The organism is Pseudomonas kielensis, from assembly GCF_030505375.1.
GTDB classification, from domain to species: domain Bacteria; phylum Pseudomonadota; class Gammaproteobacteria; order Pseudomonadales; family Pseudomonadaceae; genus Aquipseudomonas; species Aquipseudomonas kielensis.
This window is the reverse complement of the sequence record NZ_CP130043.1, coordinates 4,107,412-4,124,271: the sequence shown is the minus strand read 5'-3', so window position 1 is coordinate 4,124,271 and position 16,860 is coordinate 4,107,412. Positions and strand designations below refer to the sequence as shown.

Genomic DNA, 16,860 nt, shown 5'->3' with positions numbered 1-16,860 from the left:
CACCATGAAACACGAAACGATTGAAAAAAACGTCGGCCTGCTGCTGTTGCTGATGGTCTTTGCGGTGAGCATCGGCGGTCTGACGCAGATCGTCCCGCTGTTCTTCCAGGACGTCACCAACAAGCCGGTCGAAGGCATGAAGCCCTACACCGCGCTGCAACTGGAAGGCCGCGACATCTACATCCGCGAAGGCTGCGTGCAGTGCCACTCGCAGATGATCCGGCCGTTCCGCGCCGAGACCGAACGTTACGGCCACTACTCGGTAGCCGGAGAAAGCGTCTGGGACCACCCGTTCCTGTGGGGCTCCAAGCGTACCGGCCCGGACCTGGCCCGAGTCGGCGGTCGCTACTCCGATGACTGGCACCGTGCCCACCTGTACAACCCGCGCAACGTGGTACCGGAATCGAAAATGCCGGCCTATCCATGGCTGGTCACCCAGGCCGTGGACAGCAGCAACACCGAAACCAAGCTCAAGGTCATGCGCACCCTGGGCGTGCCCTACACCGACGAGGACATCGCCGGGTCAGTCGCCACGCTCAAGGGCAAGACCGAGATGGACGCCCTGGTCTCCTACCTGCAAGTGCTCGGCACTGCGATCAAGAGCAAGAGGTGAGCCATGCCCTATGAAATATTGAGCGTAATCAGCACTGGAATGATCCGCGGCCTGGGCACCGTCGTGGTGTTCGTGGCCTTTATCGGCCTGACCCTGTGGGTGTTCAACAGCAAGCGCAGCGCGCAATTCGCCGAAGCCCGCCTGCTGCCGTTTGCCGATGAACCCCTGGCCGAAGACGCCAGCACTCAAGAACCTGCAACAAGGAGTACCCGGCCATGACCACCTTCTGGAGTACGTGGATCTGCGTACTGACCATCGGCAGCCTGATCGGCCTGACCTGGCTGCTGGTCGGCACCCGCAAGGGTGAGACCAAGGGCAGTGTCGACCAGACCATGGGCCATGCCTTCGACGGCATCGAGGAATATGACAACCCGCTGCCCCAGTGGTGGTTCCTGCTGTTCGCCGGGACACTGGTGTTTGCCGTGGGCTACCTGATCCTCTACCCGGGCCTGGGCAACTGGAAAGGCGTCCTGCCGGGCTATCAGGACGGTTGGACCCAGACCAAGGAATGGGACAAGGAAATGGCCAAGGCCGATGCCAAGTTTGGGCCGATCTTCGCCAAATTTGCAGCCATGCCCGTGGAAGAAGTGGCCAAGGACCCACAAGCACTGAAGATGGGCGGACGCCTGTTCGCCTCCAACTGCTCGGTGTGCCACGGCTCGGATGCCAAGGGTGCCTTCGGCTTCCCCAACCTGGCGGACAGCGACTGGCGCTGGGGCGGCAGCGCGCAAGCGATCAAGACCACCATCATGGGTGGGCGGATGGCAGCGATGCCGGCCTGGGGTGAAGTCCTGGGGGATGCCGGGGTGAAAAACGTCGCGGCCTATGTGCGCCACGAACTCGCCGGCCTGCCATTGCCAGCGGACAGCGGTGCCGACCTGGCCGCTGGACAGCAAGCGTACAGCACCACGTGCGTAGCCTGTCACGGCGCCAATGGCCAGGGCATGGAGCTGATGGGCGCGCCAAACCTGACGCACCCGGCGGGGTTCATCTACGGCACCAGCCTGGCCCAGTTGCAACAGACCATTCGCCATGGTCGCCAGGGCCACATGCCGGCGCAGAACGAACTGCTCGGCAATGACAAAGTGCAATTGCTGGCGGCGTACGTCTACAGCCTCTCCCACGGCACCAGCGCCCAGCCGCTGCAGGCCGATAGCAAAAGCGAATAACTCGCAACCGCATTACTGTCGCACCTTCCTGGTGCGACAGCTCCCTCCCTCTTTGCGACGCATTGTCGCACCCTCAAAAGGTCTGCCTTTGCGTCCGGCAGATTCGGGTCTAAGCTTGCTGCCAAGCGGACTGGCAAAGGCTGGTCACAGGTCAACCGTTGAGGATGGGTTCGACGTTTCGGTTCGATGAAAGGCCGCAAAGGCCGGTAGATACCGGCTGTCGTCCAAGTTGCCGTCTGTCACCTGCACGCCTCGTTTGAACACACCCAGTTACAACTGACCCGACCCCCTCGCCTCTTTCCTCTGCCGGGACATTTTCCCCCTGGGCAAATTTGTCCCTACGCGGCGCATGGAAAGGCCGCAGAATCAGCTTTTGAAAGCATTGACGCAGGTCATGGCGCGTTGCAATGACCCCCCGCTTTCTCCATACTTGCGGCCGATTTTTATCCCTAATAAAACACCCAAACCGTGGAACCTTAGAATGAGCACAGCAATCAGTCCGACTGCTTATAACTATAAGGTAGTCCGCCAGTTCGCCATCATGACGGTGGTCTGGGGGATCCTTGGCATGGGGCTCGGTGTCTTCATCGCCTCGCAACTGGTCTGGCCGGAGTTGAACTTCGGTCTGCCATGGACGAGCTTTGGACGCCTGCGCCCACTGCACACCAACCTGGTGATCTTTGCCTTCGGTGGTTGTGCATTGTTTGCCACTTCTTATTACGTCGTGCAGCGAACCTGCCAAACGCGACTGATTTCCGACAGCCTCGCGGCCTTCACCTTCTGGGGTTGGCAAGCGGTGATCGTCGGCGCGATTGTTACCTTGCCGCTGGGTTACACCACCACCAAGGAATACGCGGAACTGGAATGGCCTCTGGCTATCCTGCTGGCTATCGTCTGGGTTACCTACGGTCTGGTGTTCTTCGGCACCATCACCAAGCGTAAGACCAAGCACATCTACGTCGGTAACTGGTTCTACGGTGCCTTCATCGTCGTGACGGCGATGCTGCACATCGTCAACCACGCCTCCCTGCCGGTCAGCTTCTTCAAGTCCTACTCGGCCTATGCCGGTGCGACCGATGCCATGATCCAGTGGTGGTACGGCCACAACGCGGTAGGTTTCTTCCTGACCACCGGCTTCCTGGGGATGATGTACTACTTCGTGCCGAAACAGGCCGAGCGTCCGATCTACTCGTATCGCCTGTCGATCGTGCACTTCTGGGCCCTGATCACCCTGTACATCTGGGCAGGCCCGCACCACCTGCACTACACCGCACTGCCGGACTGGGCTCAGTCCCTGGGCATGGCGATGTCGATCATCCTGCTGGCCCCGAGCTGGGGCGGCATGATCAACGGCATGATGACCCTGTCGGGCGCCTGGCATAAGCTGCGCACCGACCCGATCCTGCGCTTCCTGGTGGTGTCCCTGGCGTTCTACGGCATGTCGACCTTCGAAGGCCCGATGATGGCCATCAAGACCGTCAACTCGCTGTCGCACTACACCGACTGGACCATCGGCCACGTACACGCCGGTGCCTTGGGCTGGGTAGCGATGATCTCGATCGGCGCGATCTACCACATGATCCCGAAACTGTTCGGTCGTGCGCAGATGCACAGCACCGGCCTGATCAACACGCACTTCTGGCTCGCGACCATCGGTACCGTGCTCTACATCGCTTCGATGTGGGTCAACGGCATCACCCAGGGTCTGATGTGGCGTGCAATCAACGACGACGGCACCCTGACCTACTCGTTCGTTGAAGCGCTGCAAGCCAGCCACCCGGGCTTTATCGTTCGCGCCCTGGGCGGTGCATTCTTCGCTAGCGGCATGCTGTTCATGGCCTACAACGTATTCCGTACCGTACGTGCCTCGAACCCGGCAGAAGCCAAAGCCGCCGAACAGATTGCTGTAGTTGGAGCTCACTGATGAAGCATGAAGCAGTCGAGAAGAATATTGGCCTGCTGGCCTTCTTCATGGTCATCGCCGTCAGCATCGGCGGCCTGACCCAGATCGTCCCGCTGTTTTTCCAGGATGTCACCAACAAGCCGGTCGAAGGCATGAAGCCACGTACCGCCCTTGAACTGGAAGGCCGCGACGTCTACATCGCCAACGGTTGTGTCGGCTGCCACTCGCAGATGATCCGTCCGTTCCGCGCTGAAACCGAACGTTATGGCCACTACTCGGTAGCCGGTGAAAGCGTCTGGGACCACCCATTCCTGTGGGGCTCCAAACGTACCGGTCCGGACCTGGCCCGAGTCGGCGGTCGTTACTCCGATGACTGGCAGCGTGCGCACTTGTACAACCCGCGCAACGTAGTGCCTGAGTCGAAAATGCCGGCCTACCCGTTCCTCGTGGAAAACAAGCTCGACGGCAAAGACACCGCGAAGAAAATGGAAGTCTTGCGCACGCTCGGCGTCCCTTACACCGACGAAGACATCGCCGGCGCCAAGGATGCTGTGAAGGGCAAAACCGAAATGGACGCGCTGGTGGCCTATCTGCAAGGCCTGGGCACCATCATCAAAAGCAAACGGTGATTTAGATGGATATCGGGATGATTCGTGGCCTGGGCACCGTTGTCGTGATGGTTGCCTTTATCGGTCTGGCCTTGTGGGTGTTCAGCCCCAAGCGCAAATCCGAGTTTGAAGACGCGACCTTGCTGCCTTTCGCGGATGATCCCGAAGCCATCAAGCACGTCGAGCAAGCTTCTAGGAGTAACAAAGAATGACTACGTTCTGGAGTCTGTACGTCACAGTCCTCAGTCTGGGTACCATCTTCGCCCTGACCTGGCTGCTGCTGTCGACCCGCAAGGGCCAGCGCAGCGAACAGACAGATGAGACGGTTGGCCACTCCTTCGACGGGATCGAGGAGTACGACAACCCGCTGCCGAAATGGTGGTTCATGCTGTTCGTCGGCACCATCGTCTTCGCCCTCGGCTACCTGGTTCTGTACCCGGGCCTGGGCAACTGGAAAGGCCTGCTGCCGGGTTACAGCTACCTCGATAACGAGAAGCAGACCCCGTTCGCCAACGGCCAGTCCGGCTGGACCGGCGTTCACGAGTGGGAAAAGGAAATGGCCAAGTCGGACGCCAAGTTCGGTCCGATCTTCGCCAAGTTTGCTGCCATGCCGATCGAAGAAGTCGCCAAGGACCCACAAGCCCTGAAGATGGGTGGCCGCCTGTTCGCCTCCAACTGCTCGGTTTGCCACGGCTCCGACGCCAAGGGCGCTTATGGCTTCCCGAACCTGACCGACGCCGACTGGCGCTGGGGCGGTTCGCCAGCGGAAATCAAGGCCACCATCCTGGGCGGTCGTCACGCCGTGATGCCAGCCTGGGCTGAAGTGATCGGTGAACAAGGTGTCAGCGACGTGGCTGCCTATGTCCTGACCAACCTCGATGGCCGCAAACTGCCAGAAGGCAGCAAAGCCGACCCGGTTGCCGGCCAGAAGCTGTTCGCCGCCAACTGCGTGGCCTGTCACGGCCCTGCGGGCAAAGGCACGCCAGCCATGGGCGCACCTGACCTGACTCACCCGGGCGCGTTCATCTACGGTTCGAGCTTCGCTCAACTGCAGCAGACCATCCGTTACGGCCGTCAGGGCCAGATGCCTGCGCAAGAGCAAATGCAGGGTAACGACAAGGTTCACCTGCTGGCCGCTTACGTCTACAGCCTGTCGCACAGCGAGAAGGCAGCGGACGCCGAGTAAGGCAAACGCTTGATGCAACAACAAACGGCCCCGTCAGTCACCTGACGGGGCCGTTTGTTTTGTGGGGGCCGCCGCCCCTCAATACCGCACGTCTATCACCGACTCGACCTGACGACTGGGCCAGTTGTTGCCTTTGACGCGATGAATCGTCAGCGATTGGCGATCCGCCGCAAAACTGGCGATCAGGTAGCTCTGCTGTGAAGCCGAACCACTGAGAAACACCGGCACCCGACCGAACTCACCGGTCGCATTCCAGTACCGCCCCGAGTAGTCGTGATAGTGCCCGGCAAACACCGCCGTGACCTTGTAGGTCTCGATCATGGTTCTGAACCGGGTAATCTGCTGTTCGCTGCCGGCCCATCCCCGCGGCTTGTGCAGGTTGAGAATAATGATTCGACCCTGCTCCCGAGCCTTCTTCAGGTCGCCTTCGAGCCAGTCCAGCGCATCGTTGATTTCGAACGCCTTGGGGCTTATGAGGGGCACTCCGGAGCTGAAGTTCGCCGAATAGGTCGGCTCGTTGTGCAACTGCACCAAGTGCACATCACCCAGATTGCGTGAATACGCCAGGCTGCCGTAATAGATCTCGGTGCGCCCCGCGACCCGCACGCCGAAGTCCAGGCTGTCGACCTTGCCCCAGTAACGCTGCTTGAACGCCTCGATACTGTCGGCCGCACAGCTGTTGAGAAAACAATCGTCCACGTTGTTTTCGTAGTCGTGATTGCCCAGCCCGTAGTCGTAGAGTCCCTCCAGCCTCGCGTCAAGGATGGGCATCAGTGCCGAGCGTTGCCAGCCATGACCAAAGGCGGTGAGATCGCCATTGATCATCACCGGCACCCGCTGGGCACCCCCAAAGTTCCTGCGGAAATCGGCAATGTCGGCGTATTGGCTATCGATCAACCATTTCGAGCGGCTGTCGCGCTGTGAGTCTGATTCAGGCGAGCCGTCATCGGAGCTTTCGGTCCAGGGATACTGGGGGTCGGAGGTAAAGACCAGGTGCCTAGGTGATTCAGTCACCTGCGCACTGAATGCGCCGGGCGCCCAACAGAAGAGCCCGAGCACGGCGGCTAACTTGTAACAATTAATGAGCTTCATAAAATTCCATTTTCATAAAGGGCTAAGGTGAGTGAGCCAGGTCGATCCTGGCTCGCCACCAACTTACTGCCCCTTGGGAAAATGAAACAAACCCCCGGCTGCACTTAATCAAGTGCCGATGTTTCAACGCTGATGGCAACGCTACTGGCCAGGCACGAGGATCGGGAGGGGAAAATCGTCCATACTGAACAAGTCAATTGACCTGCATCATGATTTGTTACATTTGCTACACCATCCACCCTCTTTTCCCAACGCGACCAAAGGTCGCACCCTTGCGCTAGAGCTTCAGGCGTATCATTGCGCCACTGCAACAGCCTTTTTGACCGCGGTCGGCATGTACTGACCGAGGCATTTTTCCACTGCCGTGGGATGCAATGATGAGCAATCAGATTCCGGTACACGACGTTACTCCGCCTGCCAAGAACGCGAACAACAGCGTCGACCTTTACGCCTCACGAGAAAAAATCTACACCCGCGCCTTCACCGGCCTGTTCCGCAATCTGCGGATGATGGGGGGTGCCGGCCTGTTCCTGCTGTATTTCGGTACGGTGTGGCTGAACTGGGGCGGCCACCAGGCGGTGTGGTGGAACCTGCCGGAGCGTAAGTTCTTCATTTTCGGCGCCACCTTCTGGCCGCAGGACTTCATCCTGCTCTCGGGCCTGCTGATCATTGCCGCCTTCGGCCTGTTCTTCATTACCGTGTACGCCGGACGTATCTGGTGCGGCTATACCTGCCCGCAGAGCGTCTGGACCTGGATCTTCATGTGGTGCGAGAAGGTCACCGAAGGCGACCGCAACCAACGCATCAAGCTGGACAAGGCGCCGATGAGCGCCAACAAGCTCCTGCGCAAGTTCAGCAAACACAGCCTGTGGCTGCTGATCGGCTTCGTCACTGGCATGACCTTCGTCGGCTATTTCTCGCCGATTCGCGAGCTGGTCATCGACTTTTTCACCGGCCAGGCCGATGGCTGGTCGTACTTCTGGGTCGGCTTCTTCACCCTCGCCACCTACGGCAACGCTGGCTGGCTGCGCGAGCAGGTGTGCATTTACATGTGCCCGTACGCACGCTTCCAGAGTGTGATGTTCGACAAGGACACGCTGATTGTTTCCTACGACCCGCGCCGTGGCGAAGCCCGTGGCCCGCGCAAGAAAGGCGTGGACTACAAGGCTCAGGGCCTGGGTGACTGCATCGACTGCACCATGTGCGTACAGGTGTGCCCGACCGGCATCGACATCCGCGACGGCCTGCAGATCGAGTGCATCGGCTGTGCGGCGTGCATCGACGCCTGCGACAGCATCATGGACAAGATGGACTACCCCCGCGGCCTGATCAGCTACACCACCGAGCACAACCTGTCCGGGCAGAAAACCCATAAACTGCGGCCGCGCCTGATCGGCTATGCGCTGGTGCTGCTGGCGATGATCAGCCTCCTGGTGACCGCGTTCTTCATGCGCCCACTGGTGGGTTTCGACGTCAGCAAGGACCGCGTGCTGTACCGCGAGAACGCCGAAGGGCGGATCGAGAACGTCTACAGCCTCAAAGTCATGAACAAGGACCAGCGCGACCATACTTACCTGCTGGAAGCCGCCGGCCTGCCGGACCTCAAGCTGCAAGGCAAGCGTGAGATCAAGGTCGCCGCAGGGGAGATTGTCAGCATGCCGGTCGAGTTATCGAGTGCACCGGAACAACTGCCGTCGAGCACCAACGAGGTGAAGTTCATCCTCAAGGATGCCGACGACGACAGCGTCCACGTTGAAGCCAAGAGCCGATTCATCGGCCCACAAATTCGTTGAGAGAAGTCATCATGCCTGCAGCAAATGCCACCAGCCCTTGGTACAAGCACCTCTGGCCCTGGATCATCATCGCGATCCTGGCCTGTTCGGTGACGCTGACCCTGTCGATGGTGACCATCGCGGTGAACAACCCGGACAACCTGGTCAATGACAATTACTACGAGGCCGGCAAAGGCATCAACCGCTCCCTGGACCGCGAACTGCTGGCCCAGACCCTGCTGCTGCGCGCCAGCGTGCACCTGGACGGGGTCACCGGCGAAGTCGACCTGCACCTGACCGGCAACAGCCAGCCCAAGACACTGGAGCTGAACCTGATCTCGCCGACCCAGCCAGAGAAAGACCGCAAGATCACCCTGACCCGCAGCGAAACCGAACAAGGCCGCTACATTGGCCAGTTGACCGACAAGGTCGAAGGCCGCCGGTTCGTGGAGTTGCTGGGCAGCCAGGACGATCACATCTGGCGCATGTTCGAGGAAGAACAAGTCAGCCACGACAAGGACATGCTGCTGGGTGACGAACCGCTGCAAGGCGCGGAAGACCTGAAGAACTAAACACTGCGCTTCGCGCATTCGCGGGCAAGCCCGCTCCCACAGTTGATCCGCGGTCGGGCAGCCCACCAACGATCCCTGTGGGAGCGGGCTTGCCCGCGAAGAGGCCCTATCCGACGATAGCGATCCAGCGGTACTAGTGATTACTCCATGACCACCATCCCAACCCCCTGCTACCACTGCGCCCTGCCCGTCCCGCCCGGCAGCCGGTTTACCGCCGTGATTCTCGGCGAAACCCGCGAGCTCTGCTGCCCGGGGTGCCAGGCGGTGGCCGAAGCGATCGTCGCCGGCGGCCTGGAGCATTACTACAGCCACCGCAGCGAAGCCTCGGCCAACCCCGAAGCCTTGCCGGTGCAGCTAGTGGACGAGTTGGCGCTGTATGACCGTGCCGACGTGCAAAAACCCTTCGTCCGCCACGACGGCGACCTGGCCGAGACCACCTTGCTGATGGAAGGCATCAGTTGCGCGGCCTGTGGCTGGCTGATCGAGAAGCACCTGCGTGGCCTGCCCGCCGTGGCCGAGGCGCGGCTGAACCTGTCGAACCATCGCCTGCACGTGCGCTGGGTCGATAGCCAGTTGCCGCTGAGTCAGTTGCTCAGCGAACTGCGCCACATCGGCTACGCCGCCCACCCCTACCAGGCCGACCGTGCCAGCGAGCAACTGGCCAGCGAAAACCGCCTGGCCCTGCGCCAACTGGGTGTGGCCGGCCTGCTGTGGTTCCAGGCGATGATGGCGACCATGGCCACCTGGCCGGAATTCAACATCGACCTGAGCCCCGAACTGCACACCATCCTGCGCTGGGTCGCGCTGTTCCTGACCACGCCGATTGTGTTCTACAGCTGCGCGCCGTTCTTCAAAGGGGCGATGCGCGACCTGCGCACCCGCCACCTGACCATGGACGTATCGGTCTCGCTGGCCATTGGCGGCGCCTACCTGGCGGGCATCTGGACCTCGATCACCGGCACTGGCGAACTGTATTTCGACGCGGTCGGCATGTTCGCCCTGTTCCTGCTGGCCGGGCGCTACCTGGAACGCCGGGCCCGGGAGCGTACAGCGGCGGCCACCGCGCAACTGGTGAACCTGTTGCCGGCTTCCTGCCTGCGCCTGAGTAGCGATGGCCAGAGCGAGCGGATCCTGCTGAGCGAATTGCGCCTGGGCGACCGGGTACTGGTGCATCCCGGCGCGATCCTGCCGGCCGACGGGCGGATTCTCGACGGCCAGTCGAGCGTCGATGAGTCGCTGCTGACCGGCGAATACCTGCCCCAGGCCCGGACCCGTGGCGATGCGGTCACCGCAGGCACCCTGAATGTCGAGGGCGCGCTGACCGTCGAAGTCCTGGCCCTGGGCCAGGACACGCGCCTGTCAGCCATCGTTCGCCTGCTGGAGCGGGCCCAGGCGGAAAAACCACGGCTGGCGGAGATCGCCGACAAAGCCGCGCAGTGGTTCCTCCTGTTGTCACTGGTGGCCGCCGTGGCGATCGGCCTGCTCTGGTGGCAACTGGACCCGTCCCGGGCGTTCTGGATCGTCCTGGCGATGCTGGTGGCCACCTGCCCGTGCGCGTTGTCGCTGGCCACGCCCACCGCCCTGACTGCCGCCACCGGCACCCTGCACAAGCTCGGCCTGTTGCTGACCCGCGGCCATGTGCTGGAGGGCCTGAACCAGATCGACACGGTGATTTTCGACAAGACCGGCACCCTCACCGAGGGACGCCTGGCCTTGCGCGCGATCCGCCCCCTGGCCAGTCTCGACAGCGACCAGTGCCTGGCGCTTGCCGCCGCCCTGGAAAACCGTTCCGAACACCCGATTGCCCGCGCATTCGGCCGCGCGCCACTGGCCGCCGAAGAAGTCCTCAGCAGCCCGGGCCTGGGCCTCGAGGGGCGAGTCGGCGAGCAGCGCCTGCGCATCGGCCAGCCGGCTTTCGTCTGTGCACTGAGCGGTTGTGCCGTGCCGGCCATGCCTGAAGAAGCCGGGCAGTGGCTGCTACTGGGCGATGCCCATGGCGCGCTGGCCTGGCTGGTCCTCGATGACCGCCTGCGCAGTGACGCACCCGCCCTGCTCGCCGCCTGCAAGGCCCGGGGCTGGCGTACGCTGCTGCTGTCTGGCGACAGTTCGCCGATGGTCGCCAGCGTGGCCGCCGAACTGGGCATCGATGAAGCCCGGGGCGGCCTGCGCCCGGACGACAAGCTGCAGGTGCTCAAGCAATTGCAGGAGCAAGGCCACAAGGTGTTGATGCTCGGCGACGGAGTCAATGATGTACCGGTGCTGGCTGCCGCCAACATCAGCGTGGCCATGGGCTCGGCCACTGACCTGGCAAAAACCAGTGCCGATGCGGTGTTGCTGTCCAACCGCCTGGACGCCCTGGTGCAAGCCTTCAGCCTGGCCCGCCGGACCCGCCGGGTAATCATCGAGAACCTGCTGTGGGCTGGGCTGTACAATGGCCTCATGTTGCCCTTCGCGGCCCTCGGCTGGATCACTCCGGTGTGGGCTGCGGTCGGCATGTCCATCAGTTCATTGACCGTGGTGCTCAATGCCCTGCGCCTGACTCGCCTGCCGAGCGCGCCCGCAAGCACCCCGCCACACACCCGCGCGCTGCCGGCCTGAGCCTCGCGCGCATGGAGTCCCGATGCCAGCTCTCTACGTGATGATCCCGGCGGCACTGCTGATCGTCGCCATCGCTATCTACATCTTCTTCTGGGCGGTCGACAGCGGTCAGTACGACGACCTCGACGGCCCGGCCCACAGCATCCTGTTCGACGACCAGGATCCGAACCACCAGGCGGCGATCAACGAAGCCGACGGCCACCCGACGGATCCGGCCAAGCCGACCGACAAGACCCCTCCCCATGCTTGAGTTGGCCCCCCTGCTGGTTTCGGCACTGATCCTCGGGCTGCTCGGTGGCGGCCACTGCCTGGGCATGTGTGGCGGGCTGATGGGGGCGCTGACCCTGGCGATCCCCAAGGAACAACGCAGTCGGCGTTTTCGCCTGCTGCTGGCGTACAACCTCGGGCGGATTCTCAGCTACGCCACCGCCGGCCTGCTGATCGGCCTGGCGGGGTGGGCCGTGGCCAATAGTCCGGCGGCGATGTTCATGCGCATCCTCGCCGGCCTGCTGCTGATTGCCATGGGCCTGTACCTCGCGGGCTGGTGGAGCGGCCTGACCCGCATCGAAGGCCTGGGACGAGGCCTGTGGCGCCATATCCAGCCAGTGGCCAGCCGTTTGCTGCCGGTATCAAGCCTGCCGCGCGCCTTGCTGCTGGGCGCCCTGTGGGGCTGGCTGCCGTGTGGGCTGGTGTACAGCACCCTGCTATGGTCCGCCAGCCAGGGCAATGCGCTGGACAGCGCGCTGCTGATGCTCGCCTTTGGCCTCGGCACCTGGCCGGTGCTGTTGGCCACCGGGCTGGCGGCCGAGCGGGTCACCGCCCTGTTGCGCAAGCGCAGCGTGCGCATGACCGGTGGCCTGCTGGTGATCCTGTTTGGCATCTGGACCCTGCCGGGGCCGCATCAGCACTGGCTAATGGGGCACTGAACAAGGCGCCTGCTGCGCCCGTTGATGCAAGTCAACATGCCCACATGGGCAACCCCCTAGACTCGCTGACATTGCTAGCCTATCCGGGGAATGCCCGCATGCTCGACGCCATTCGTTGGGACACAGATCTGATCCGCCGTTACGACCTGGCGGGACCTCGCTACACCTCCTACCCGACCGCGGTGCAATTCCACAGCCAGGTTGGCTCCTTCGACCTGTTCCACGCCCTGCGCGAGAGCCGCAAGGCCCAGCGGCCATTGTCGCTGTACGTGCATGTGCCGTTCTGCGCGAACATCTGCTACTACTGCGCCTGCAACAAGGTCATCACCAAGGACCGTGGTCGCGCGCTGCCGTACCTGCAACGCCTGGAGCAGGAAATCCAGCTGGTGGCCTGCCACCTGGACCCACAGCAGAAAGTCGAGCAACTGCACTTCGGTGGCGGCACCCCGACCTTCCTCAGCCACGACGAACTGCGCCAGTTGATGGCGCAACTGCGCAAGCACTTCAACCTGCTGGACGATGATTCCGGCGACTACGGGATCGAGATCGACCCACGCGAGGCCGACTGGTCGACCATGGGCCTGCTGCGCGAGCTGGGGTTCAACCGGGTCAGCATCGGCCTGCAGGACCTGGACCCGGCGGTGCAACGGGCGGTCAATCGCCTGCAGAGCCTGGAAGAGACCCGGGCGGTGATCGATGCGGCGCGCACCCTGCAATTCCGTTCGATCAACATCGACCTGATCTACGGCCTGCCCAAGCAGACCGCGGAAAACTTCGCCCGCACCGTCGAGGAAGTCATCAGCCTGCAGCCGGACCGGCTCTCGGTGTTCAACTACGCCCACTTGCCCGAGCGCTTCATGCCGCAGCGCCGGATCAACAGCAGCGACCTGCCCGCCCCGGCAGAAAAACTGCAGATGCTGCAGCGCACCATCGAGCAATTGACCGCCGCCGGTTATCGCTACATCGGCATGGACCACTTCGCCCTGCCCGACGATGAACTGGCCATCGCCCAGGAAGAAGCCACCCTGCAGCGCAACTTCCAGGGCTACACCACTCACGGCCATTGCGACCTGATTGGCCTGGGGGTCTCGGCCATCAGCCAGATCGGCGACCTGTATTGCCAGAACAGCAGCGATCTGAGCGAGTACCAGAATGCCCTCGCCAGCTCCCAACTGGGCACCAGCCGTGGCCTGGTCTGCACTCAGGATGACCGAATCCGGCGGGCGGTGATCCAACAGCTGATCTGCAATTTCCATCTGCAGTTCGCCACCATCGAGCAGCAGTTCAACCTCGACTTTCGTGGTTACTTTGGTGAGCTCTGGCCGCAATTGCAGGCCATGGCGAGCGACGGCCTGATTGAGCTCGATAGCGAAAAAATCCTGGTGCTGCCGGCCGGGCGCCTGCTGGTGCGTTCGGTCTGCATGGTGTTCGACGTCTACCTGGAACAGCAGAACCGCCAGCGCTTTTCACGCGTCATTTGACGACGTTACGGACAAATAACCTGCGCTAAGTTGCCGCAGTCTGGTCTCCAGGTCCTCCCGTGGGGTACCCTTACGTCTTATGTGTGTTTTTTCCCACAAGGATCTAAGAAATGTCCGAGCCAGTTAAACTGCGCGCTCACAGCCAGGCTCACTGCAAGGATTGCAGCCTGGCCCCCCTCTGCCTTCCGCTATCGCTGAATCTGGAAGACATGGATGCGCTGGACGACATCGTGAAACGGGGCCGCCCGCTGAAAAAAGGCGAGTTCCTGTTCCGTCAGGGCGACCGATTCGATTCGGTCTTTGCCGTGCGTTCCGGTGCCCTGAAGACCTTCAGCCTCAGCGACGGCGGTGAAGAGCAGATCACCGGCTTCCACTTGCCGAGTGAACTGGTCGGCCTGTCGGGCATGGACACCGAATCCCACCCGGTGTCCGCCCAGGCGCTGGAAACCACTTCGGTGTGCGAAATCCCTTTCGAGCGTCTCGATGAACTGGCCCTGCAACTGCCGCAGTTACGCCGTCAGTTGATGCGGGTGATGAGCCGCGAAATTCGCGACGACCAGCAAATGATGCTGTTGCTGTCGAAGAAGACCGCGGACGAGCGGATTGCCACCTTCCTGGTCAACCTCTCGGCGCGTTTCCGCGCACGCGGGTTCTCGGCCAACCAGTTCCGCCTGAGCATGTCGCGCAACGAAATCGGCAACTACCTGGGTCTGGCGGTGGAAACCGTGTCCCGGGTGTTCACCCGCTTTCAGCAGAACCAGTTGATCGCCGCCGAGGGCAAGGAAGTGCACATCCTCGACCCGATCCAGCTGTGCGCGCTGGCGGGCGGCTCCGTCGAAGGCTGACCCGGCACGGTCGGTCGAGCGCAGCTGCTCGGCCGCCGTTATACTGCTGCATTTGCAGCCTGCCAGGACCTCTCGACGATGCTCATCGACGCCTTCGACATCAAATCCCTGATCCGCCCCGTGATCGACTTTCCCAAGCCTGGCGTGATCTTTCGCGACATCACCCCGTTGTTCCAGTCACCCAAGGCCCTGCGCCTGGTGATGGACAGCTTTGCCCATCGTTATGTCGAAGCCGACTTCACCCACATCGGCGCGATGGATGCCCGTGGTTTCCTGATCGGCTCGGTGCTGGCCTATCAACTGAACAAACCCCTGGTGCTGTTTCGCAAGCAAGGCAAGCTGCCGGCCGACGTGCTGGCCGAGGGTTACCAGACCGAGTACGGCGAAGCCTTCCTCGAAGTCCACGCCGACAGCCTGTGCGAAGGCGACTCGGTGCTGATGTTCGATGACCTGATCGCCACTGGCGGCACCCTGATTGCCGCGGCCAACCTGGCCCGGCGCATGGGAGCGAAGATTTTCGAAGCGGCGGCGATCATCGACCTGCCAGAACTGGGCGGCTCCCAGCGCCTGGAAGACATGGGCATCCCGACGTTCTGCCTGACGCAGTTTGCCTTGTCCGAACAGTAGGCGGTGTCGGTGCTGACGCTATCGCGAGCAGGCTCGCTCCACACAGATTTGGGGGTGACTGCGATATCTGCGCCTGCGGAGAGAGAATCTGCTTGGGTGGTGACCTCTGGGCCGACCGGGATTTGGATTAGAGCGAGTACATATCCATTCTTGCTGTAACGGCTGATAGGGGTTCCGCCCGGCCCGCTCCCACAGGAGGCCTGTGGGTGGCCAGATCACACTGTGGCAGCTAGCCTGTTAGCGATGAGGCTAGCCGCCATAGCGCAATCTACAGCCCCATCTGCTTGCTGATGATCTCGTTCATCACCTCCCGCGTGCCGCCGCCAATGGACAGGATGCGGTTATCGCGGTACAGGCGCTCCACCAGGCTGTCACGCATATAGCCCAGGCCGCCGAGGATCTGCACCGCGTCGTGGGTGATGCGATCCGCGGTGTCGGTGGCGAAGTTCTTGGCCATGGAAATTTCCTTGATCACACTCTGCCCGGCGGCCATTTTTGCCGCCTGGCGATAGGTGAACTCCCGGGACACCTCCAGCGCCGTGGCCATTTCCGCCAGGCGATGCTTGAGCACCTGGAACTTGCCAATGGGCTTGCCGAACGCTTCGCGCTGGCGGGCCCACTTCAGACTCTCTTCAAGCGCCAGTTGCGCGGTCATGTTGGCCATCAGCGCCAACGCCAGGCGCTCACTCTGAAAGTTGCCCATGATGCAGGCAAAGCCCATGTTCTCGGCACCGATCAGGTGGTCCACCGGTACTTTGCAATCGTCGAAGAACAACTCGGCGGTGTCCGAGGCCCACCACCCCATTTTCTTCAATTGGCGCCCAACGCTGAACCCCGGGGTGTCGCGCTCGATCAGCAACAAGCTGATGCCGCCGAACCCTGTATCGCCGGTGCGCACCGCCACCGTATAAAAGTCCGCGCGCACGCCGCTGGTGATAAAGGTTTTGCTGCCATTGACCCGGTAGTGATCACCGTCGCGCACGGCGCGGGTCTGCAGGTTGGCCACGTCGGAGCCGCCACTGGGCTCGGTGACCGCCAGCGCGCTGATCTTTGCGCCGCTGAGTACCTGCGGCACCACCCGCTCGCGCACCTCGGGCCGCGCCCACTTGACGATCGGTGGCAGTCCGATGTCCAGCGAACCCAGCCCGGCCACCAGCCCACCGGAGCCACAGCGCATCAGCTCTTCACTGGCGGCGATCTTGGCAAACAGGTCACCCTCGTGACTGCCACCCAGCGCTTCGGGGTAACCGATGCCCAGGATGCCCGCCGCGCCGGCCTTGAGGTAGAGCTCGCGAGGAAACCCTTCGGCCTCCTCCCACTGGTCGATGTCCGGGATGATCTCGCGCTCGACGAAACGTCTTACGCTATCGCGGACCAATTCATGGCTGGGATCGAAGTATTCCTGGAAGGCAGGCATCGGCGAACTCCACTGAAGGTTCAGCGAAGTTAACCGAGCGCTTGCTTGGTT

At 62.2% G+C, this 16,860-nt stretch carries 17 protein-coding genes; 15 read left to right on the top strand and 2 right to left on the bottom strand.

The features are described 5' to 3' along the window. Window positions 1-4: 4 nt before the first annotated feature. The 7 genes from ccoO (Q1W70_RS19340) (at window position 5) to ccoP (Q1W70_RS19310) (ending at window position 5,479) form a co-directional block, all read left to right on the top strand. A complete protein-coding gene (gene ccoO, locus Q1W70_RS19340) occupies window positions 5-613 on the top strand; it encodes a cytochrome-c oxidase, cbb3-type subunit II (RefSeq protein ID WP_095165359.1) in 609 nt (202 codons plus the stop codon). A gap of 3 nt (window positions 614-616) precedes the next feature. Further along, on the top strand, window positions 617-832 hold the full coding sequence (locus Q1W70_RS19335) for a cbb3-type cytochrome oxidase subunit 3 (RefSeq protein WP_095165361.1): 216 nt from the start codon (window positions 617-619) through the stop codon (window positions 830-832). After that, entirely contained in the window at window positions 829-1,782 is a 954-nt protein-coding gene (ccoP, locus tag Q1W70_RS19330; protein ID WP_166590112.1) for a cytochrome-c oxidase, cbb3-type subunit III, read from the top strand. Before Q1W70_RS19335 ends, ccoP (Q1W70_RS19330) begins: the two co-directional genes overlap by 4 nt. Window positions 1,783-2,263: 481 nt before the next feature. Next, window positions 2,264-3,706, top strand: coding sequence for a cytochrome-c oxidase, cbb3-type subunit I (ccoN, locus tag Q1W70_RS19325; RefSeq protein WP_095165365.1), 1,443 nt, complete (start codon window positions 2,264-2,266; stop codon window positions 3,704-3,706). Continuing rightward, window positions 3,706-4,314, top strand: coding sequence for a cytochrome-c oxidase, cbb3-type subunit II (gene ccoO / locus Q1W70_RS19320; protein WP_009042961.1), 609 nt, complete (start codon window positions 3,706-3,708; stop codon window positions 4,312-4,314). Before ccoN ends, ccoO (Q1W70_RS19320) begins: the two co-directional genes overlap by 1 nt. Before the next feature lie 5 nt (window positions 4,315-4,319). Continuing rightward, window positions 4,320-4,505, top strand: coding sequence for a CcoQ/FixQ family Cbb3-type cytochrome c oxidase assembly chaperone (locus tag Q1W70_RS19315; protein ID WP_003175465.1), 186 nt, complete (start codon window positions 4,320-4,322; stop codon window positions 4,503-4,505). Then, window positions 4,502-5,479 carry a cytochrome-c oxidase, cbb3-type subunit III gene (ccoP, locus tag Q1W70_RS19310; RefSeq protein ID WP_166590111.1) on the top strand — a complete coding sequence of 326 codons (978 nt, stop codon included), beginning with the start codon at window positions 4,502-4,504 and terminating at the stop codon, window positions 5,477-5,479. The genes Q1W70_RS19315 and ccoP (Q1W70_RS19310) overlap by 4 nt, the downstream gene beginning before the upstream one ends. Window positions 5,480-5,557: 78 nt before the next feature. Here the strand turns inward: ccoP (Q1W70_RS19310) and Q1W70_RS19305 are convergent, their stop codons facing one another. After that, window positions 5,558-6,493 (bottom strand): metallophosphoesterase family protein, encoded by a 936-nt coding sequence (locus tag Q1W70_RS19305; RefSeq protein WP_232534553.1) that lies wholly within the window; start codon window positions 6,491-6,493, stop codon window positions 5,558-5,560. Between the two features lie 455 nt (window positions 6,494-6,948). On the opposite strand from Q1W70_RS19305, the gene ccoG reads away from it, so the two are divergent. The 8 genes from ccoG (at window position 6,949) to Q1W70_RS19265 (ending at window position 15,392) form a co-directional block, all read left to right on the top strand. Then, on the top strand, window positions 6,949-8,364 hold the full coding sequence (gene ccoG, locus Q1W70_RS19300) for a cytochrome c oxidase accessory protein CcoG (RefSeq protein WP_166590109.1): 1,416 nt from the start codon (window positions 6,949-6,951) through the stop codon (window positions 8,362-8,364). An 11-nt stretch (window positions 8,365-8,375) separates the two neighbouring features. Next, window positions 8,376-8,915 carry a FixH family protein gene (locus tag Q1W70_RS19295; RefSeq protein ID WP_166590108.1) on the top strand — a complete coding sequence of 180 codons (540 nt, stop codon included), beginning with the start codon at window positions 8,376-8,378 and terminating at the stop codon, window positions 8,913-8,915. A gap of 147 nt (window positions 8,916-9,062) precedes the next feature. Then, window positions 9,063-11,513, top strand: coding sequence for a heavy metal translocating P-type ATPase (locus Q1W70_RS19290; protein ID WP_302097764.1), 2,451 nt, complete (start codon window positions 9,063-9,065; stop codon window positions 11,511-11,513). 22 nt (window positions 11,514-11,535) lie between these two features. Continuing rightward, window positions 11,536-11,763: a cbb3-type cytochrome oxidase assembly protein CcoS gene (gene ccoS / locus Q1W70_RS19285; RefSeq protein WP_095165375.1), complete on the top strand. Its 228-nt coding sequence runs from the start codon at window positions 11,536-11,538 to the stop codon at window positions 11,761-11,763. Beyond that, window positions 11,756-12,439, top strand: coding sequence for a sulfite exporter TauE/SafE family protein (locus tag Q1W70_RS19280; RefSeq protein ID WP_166590106.1), 684 nt, complete (start codon window positions 11,756-11,758; stop codon window positions 12,437-12,439). The genes ccoS and Q1W70_RS19280 overlap by 8 nt, the downstream gene beginning before the upstream one ends. Before the next feature lie 98 nt (window positions 12,440-12,537). Further along, complete coding sequence (hemN, locus tag Q1W70_RS19275; RefSeq protein WP_302097763.1) at window positions 12,538-13,920, top strand: oxygen-independent coproporphyrinogen III oxidase; 1,383 nt, start codon at window positions 12,538-12,540, stop codon at window positions 13,918-13,920. 110 nt (window positions 13,921-14,030) lie between these two features. Next, window positions 14,031-14,765, top strand: a complete 735-nt coding sequence (gene fnr / locus Q1W70_RS19270; RefSeq protein WP_095165381.1) for a fumarate/nitrate reduction transcriptional regulator Fnr — start codon at window positions 14,031-14,033, stop codon at window positions 14,763-14,765. Between the two features lie 78 nt (window positions 14,766-14,843). Beyond that, window positions 14,844-15,392, top strand: a complete 549-nt coding sequence (locus tag Q1W70_RS19265; RefSeq protein ID WP_166590104.1) for an adenine phosphoribosyltransferase — start codon at window positions 14,844-14,846, stop codon at window positions 15,390-15,392. Window positions 15,393-15,660: 268 nt separating this feature from the next. Here Q1W70_RS19265 and Q1W70_RS19260 read toward each other — a convergent pair whose 3' ends face one another. Further along, on the bottom strand, window positions 15,661-16,809 hold the full coding sequence (locus tag Q1W70_RS19260; RefSeq protein WP_166590103.1) for an acyl-CoA dehydrogenase family protein: 1,149 nt from the start codon (window positions 16,807-16,809) through the stop codon (window positions 15,661-15,663). Window positions 16,810-16,860: the final 51 nt, after the last annotated feature.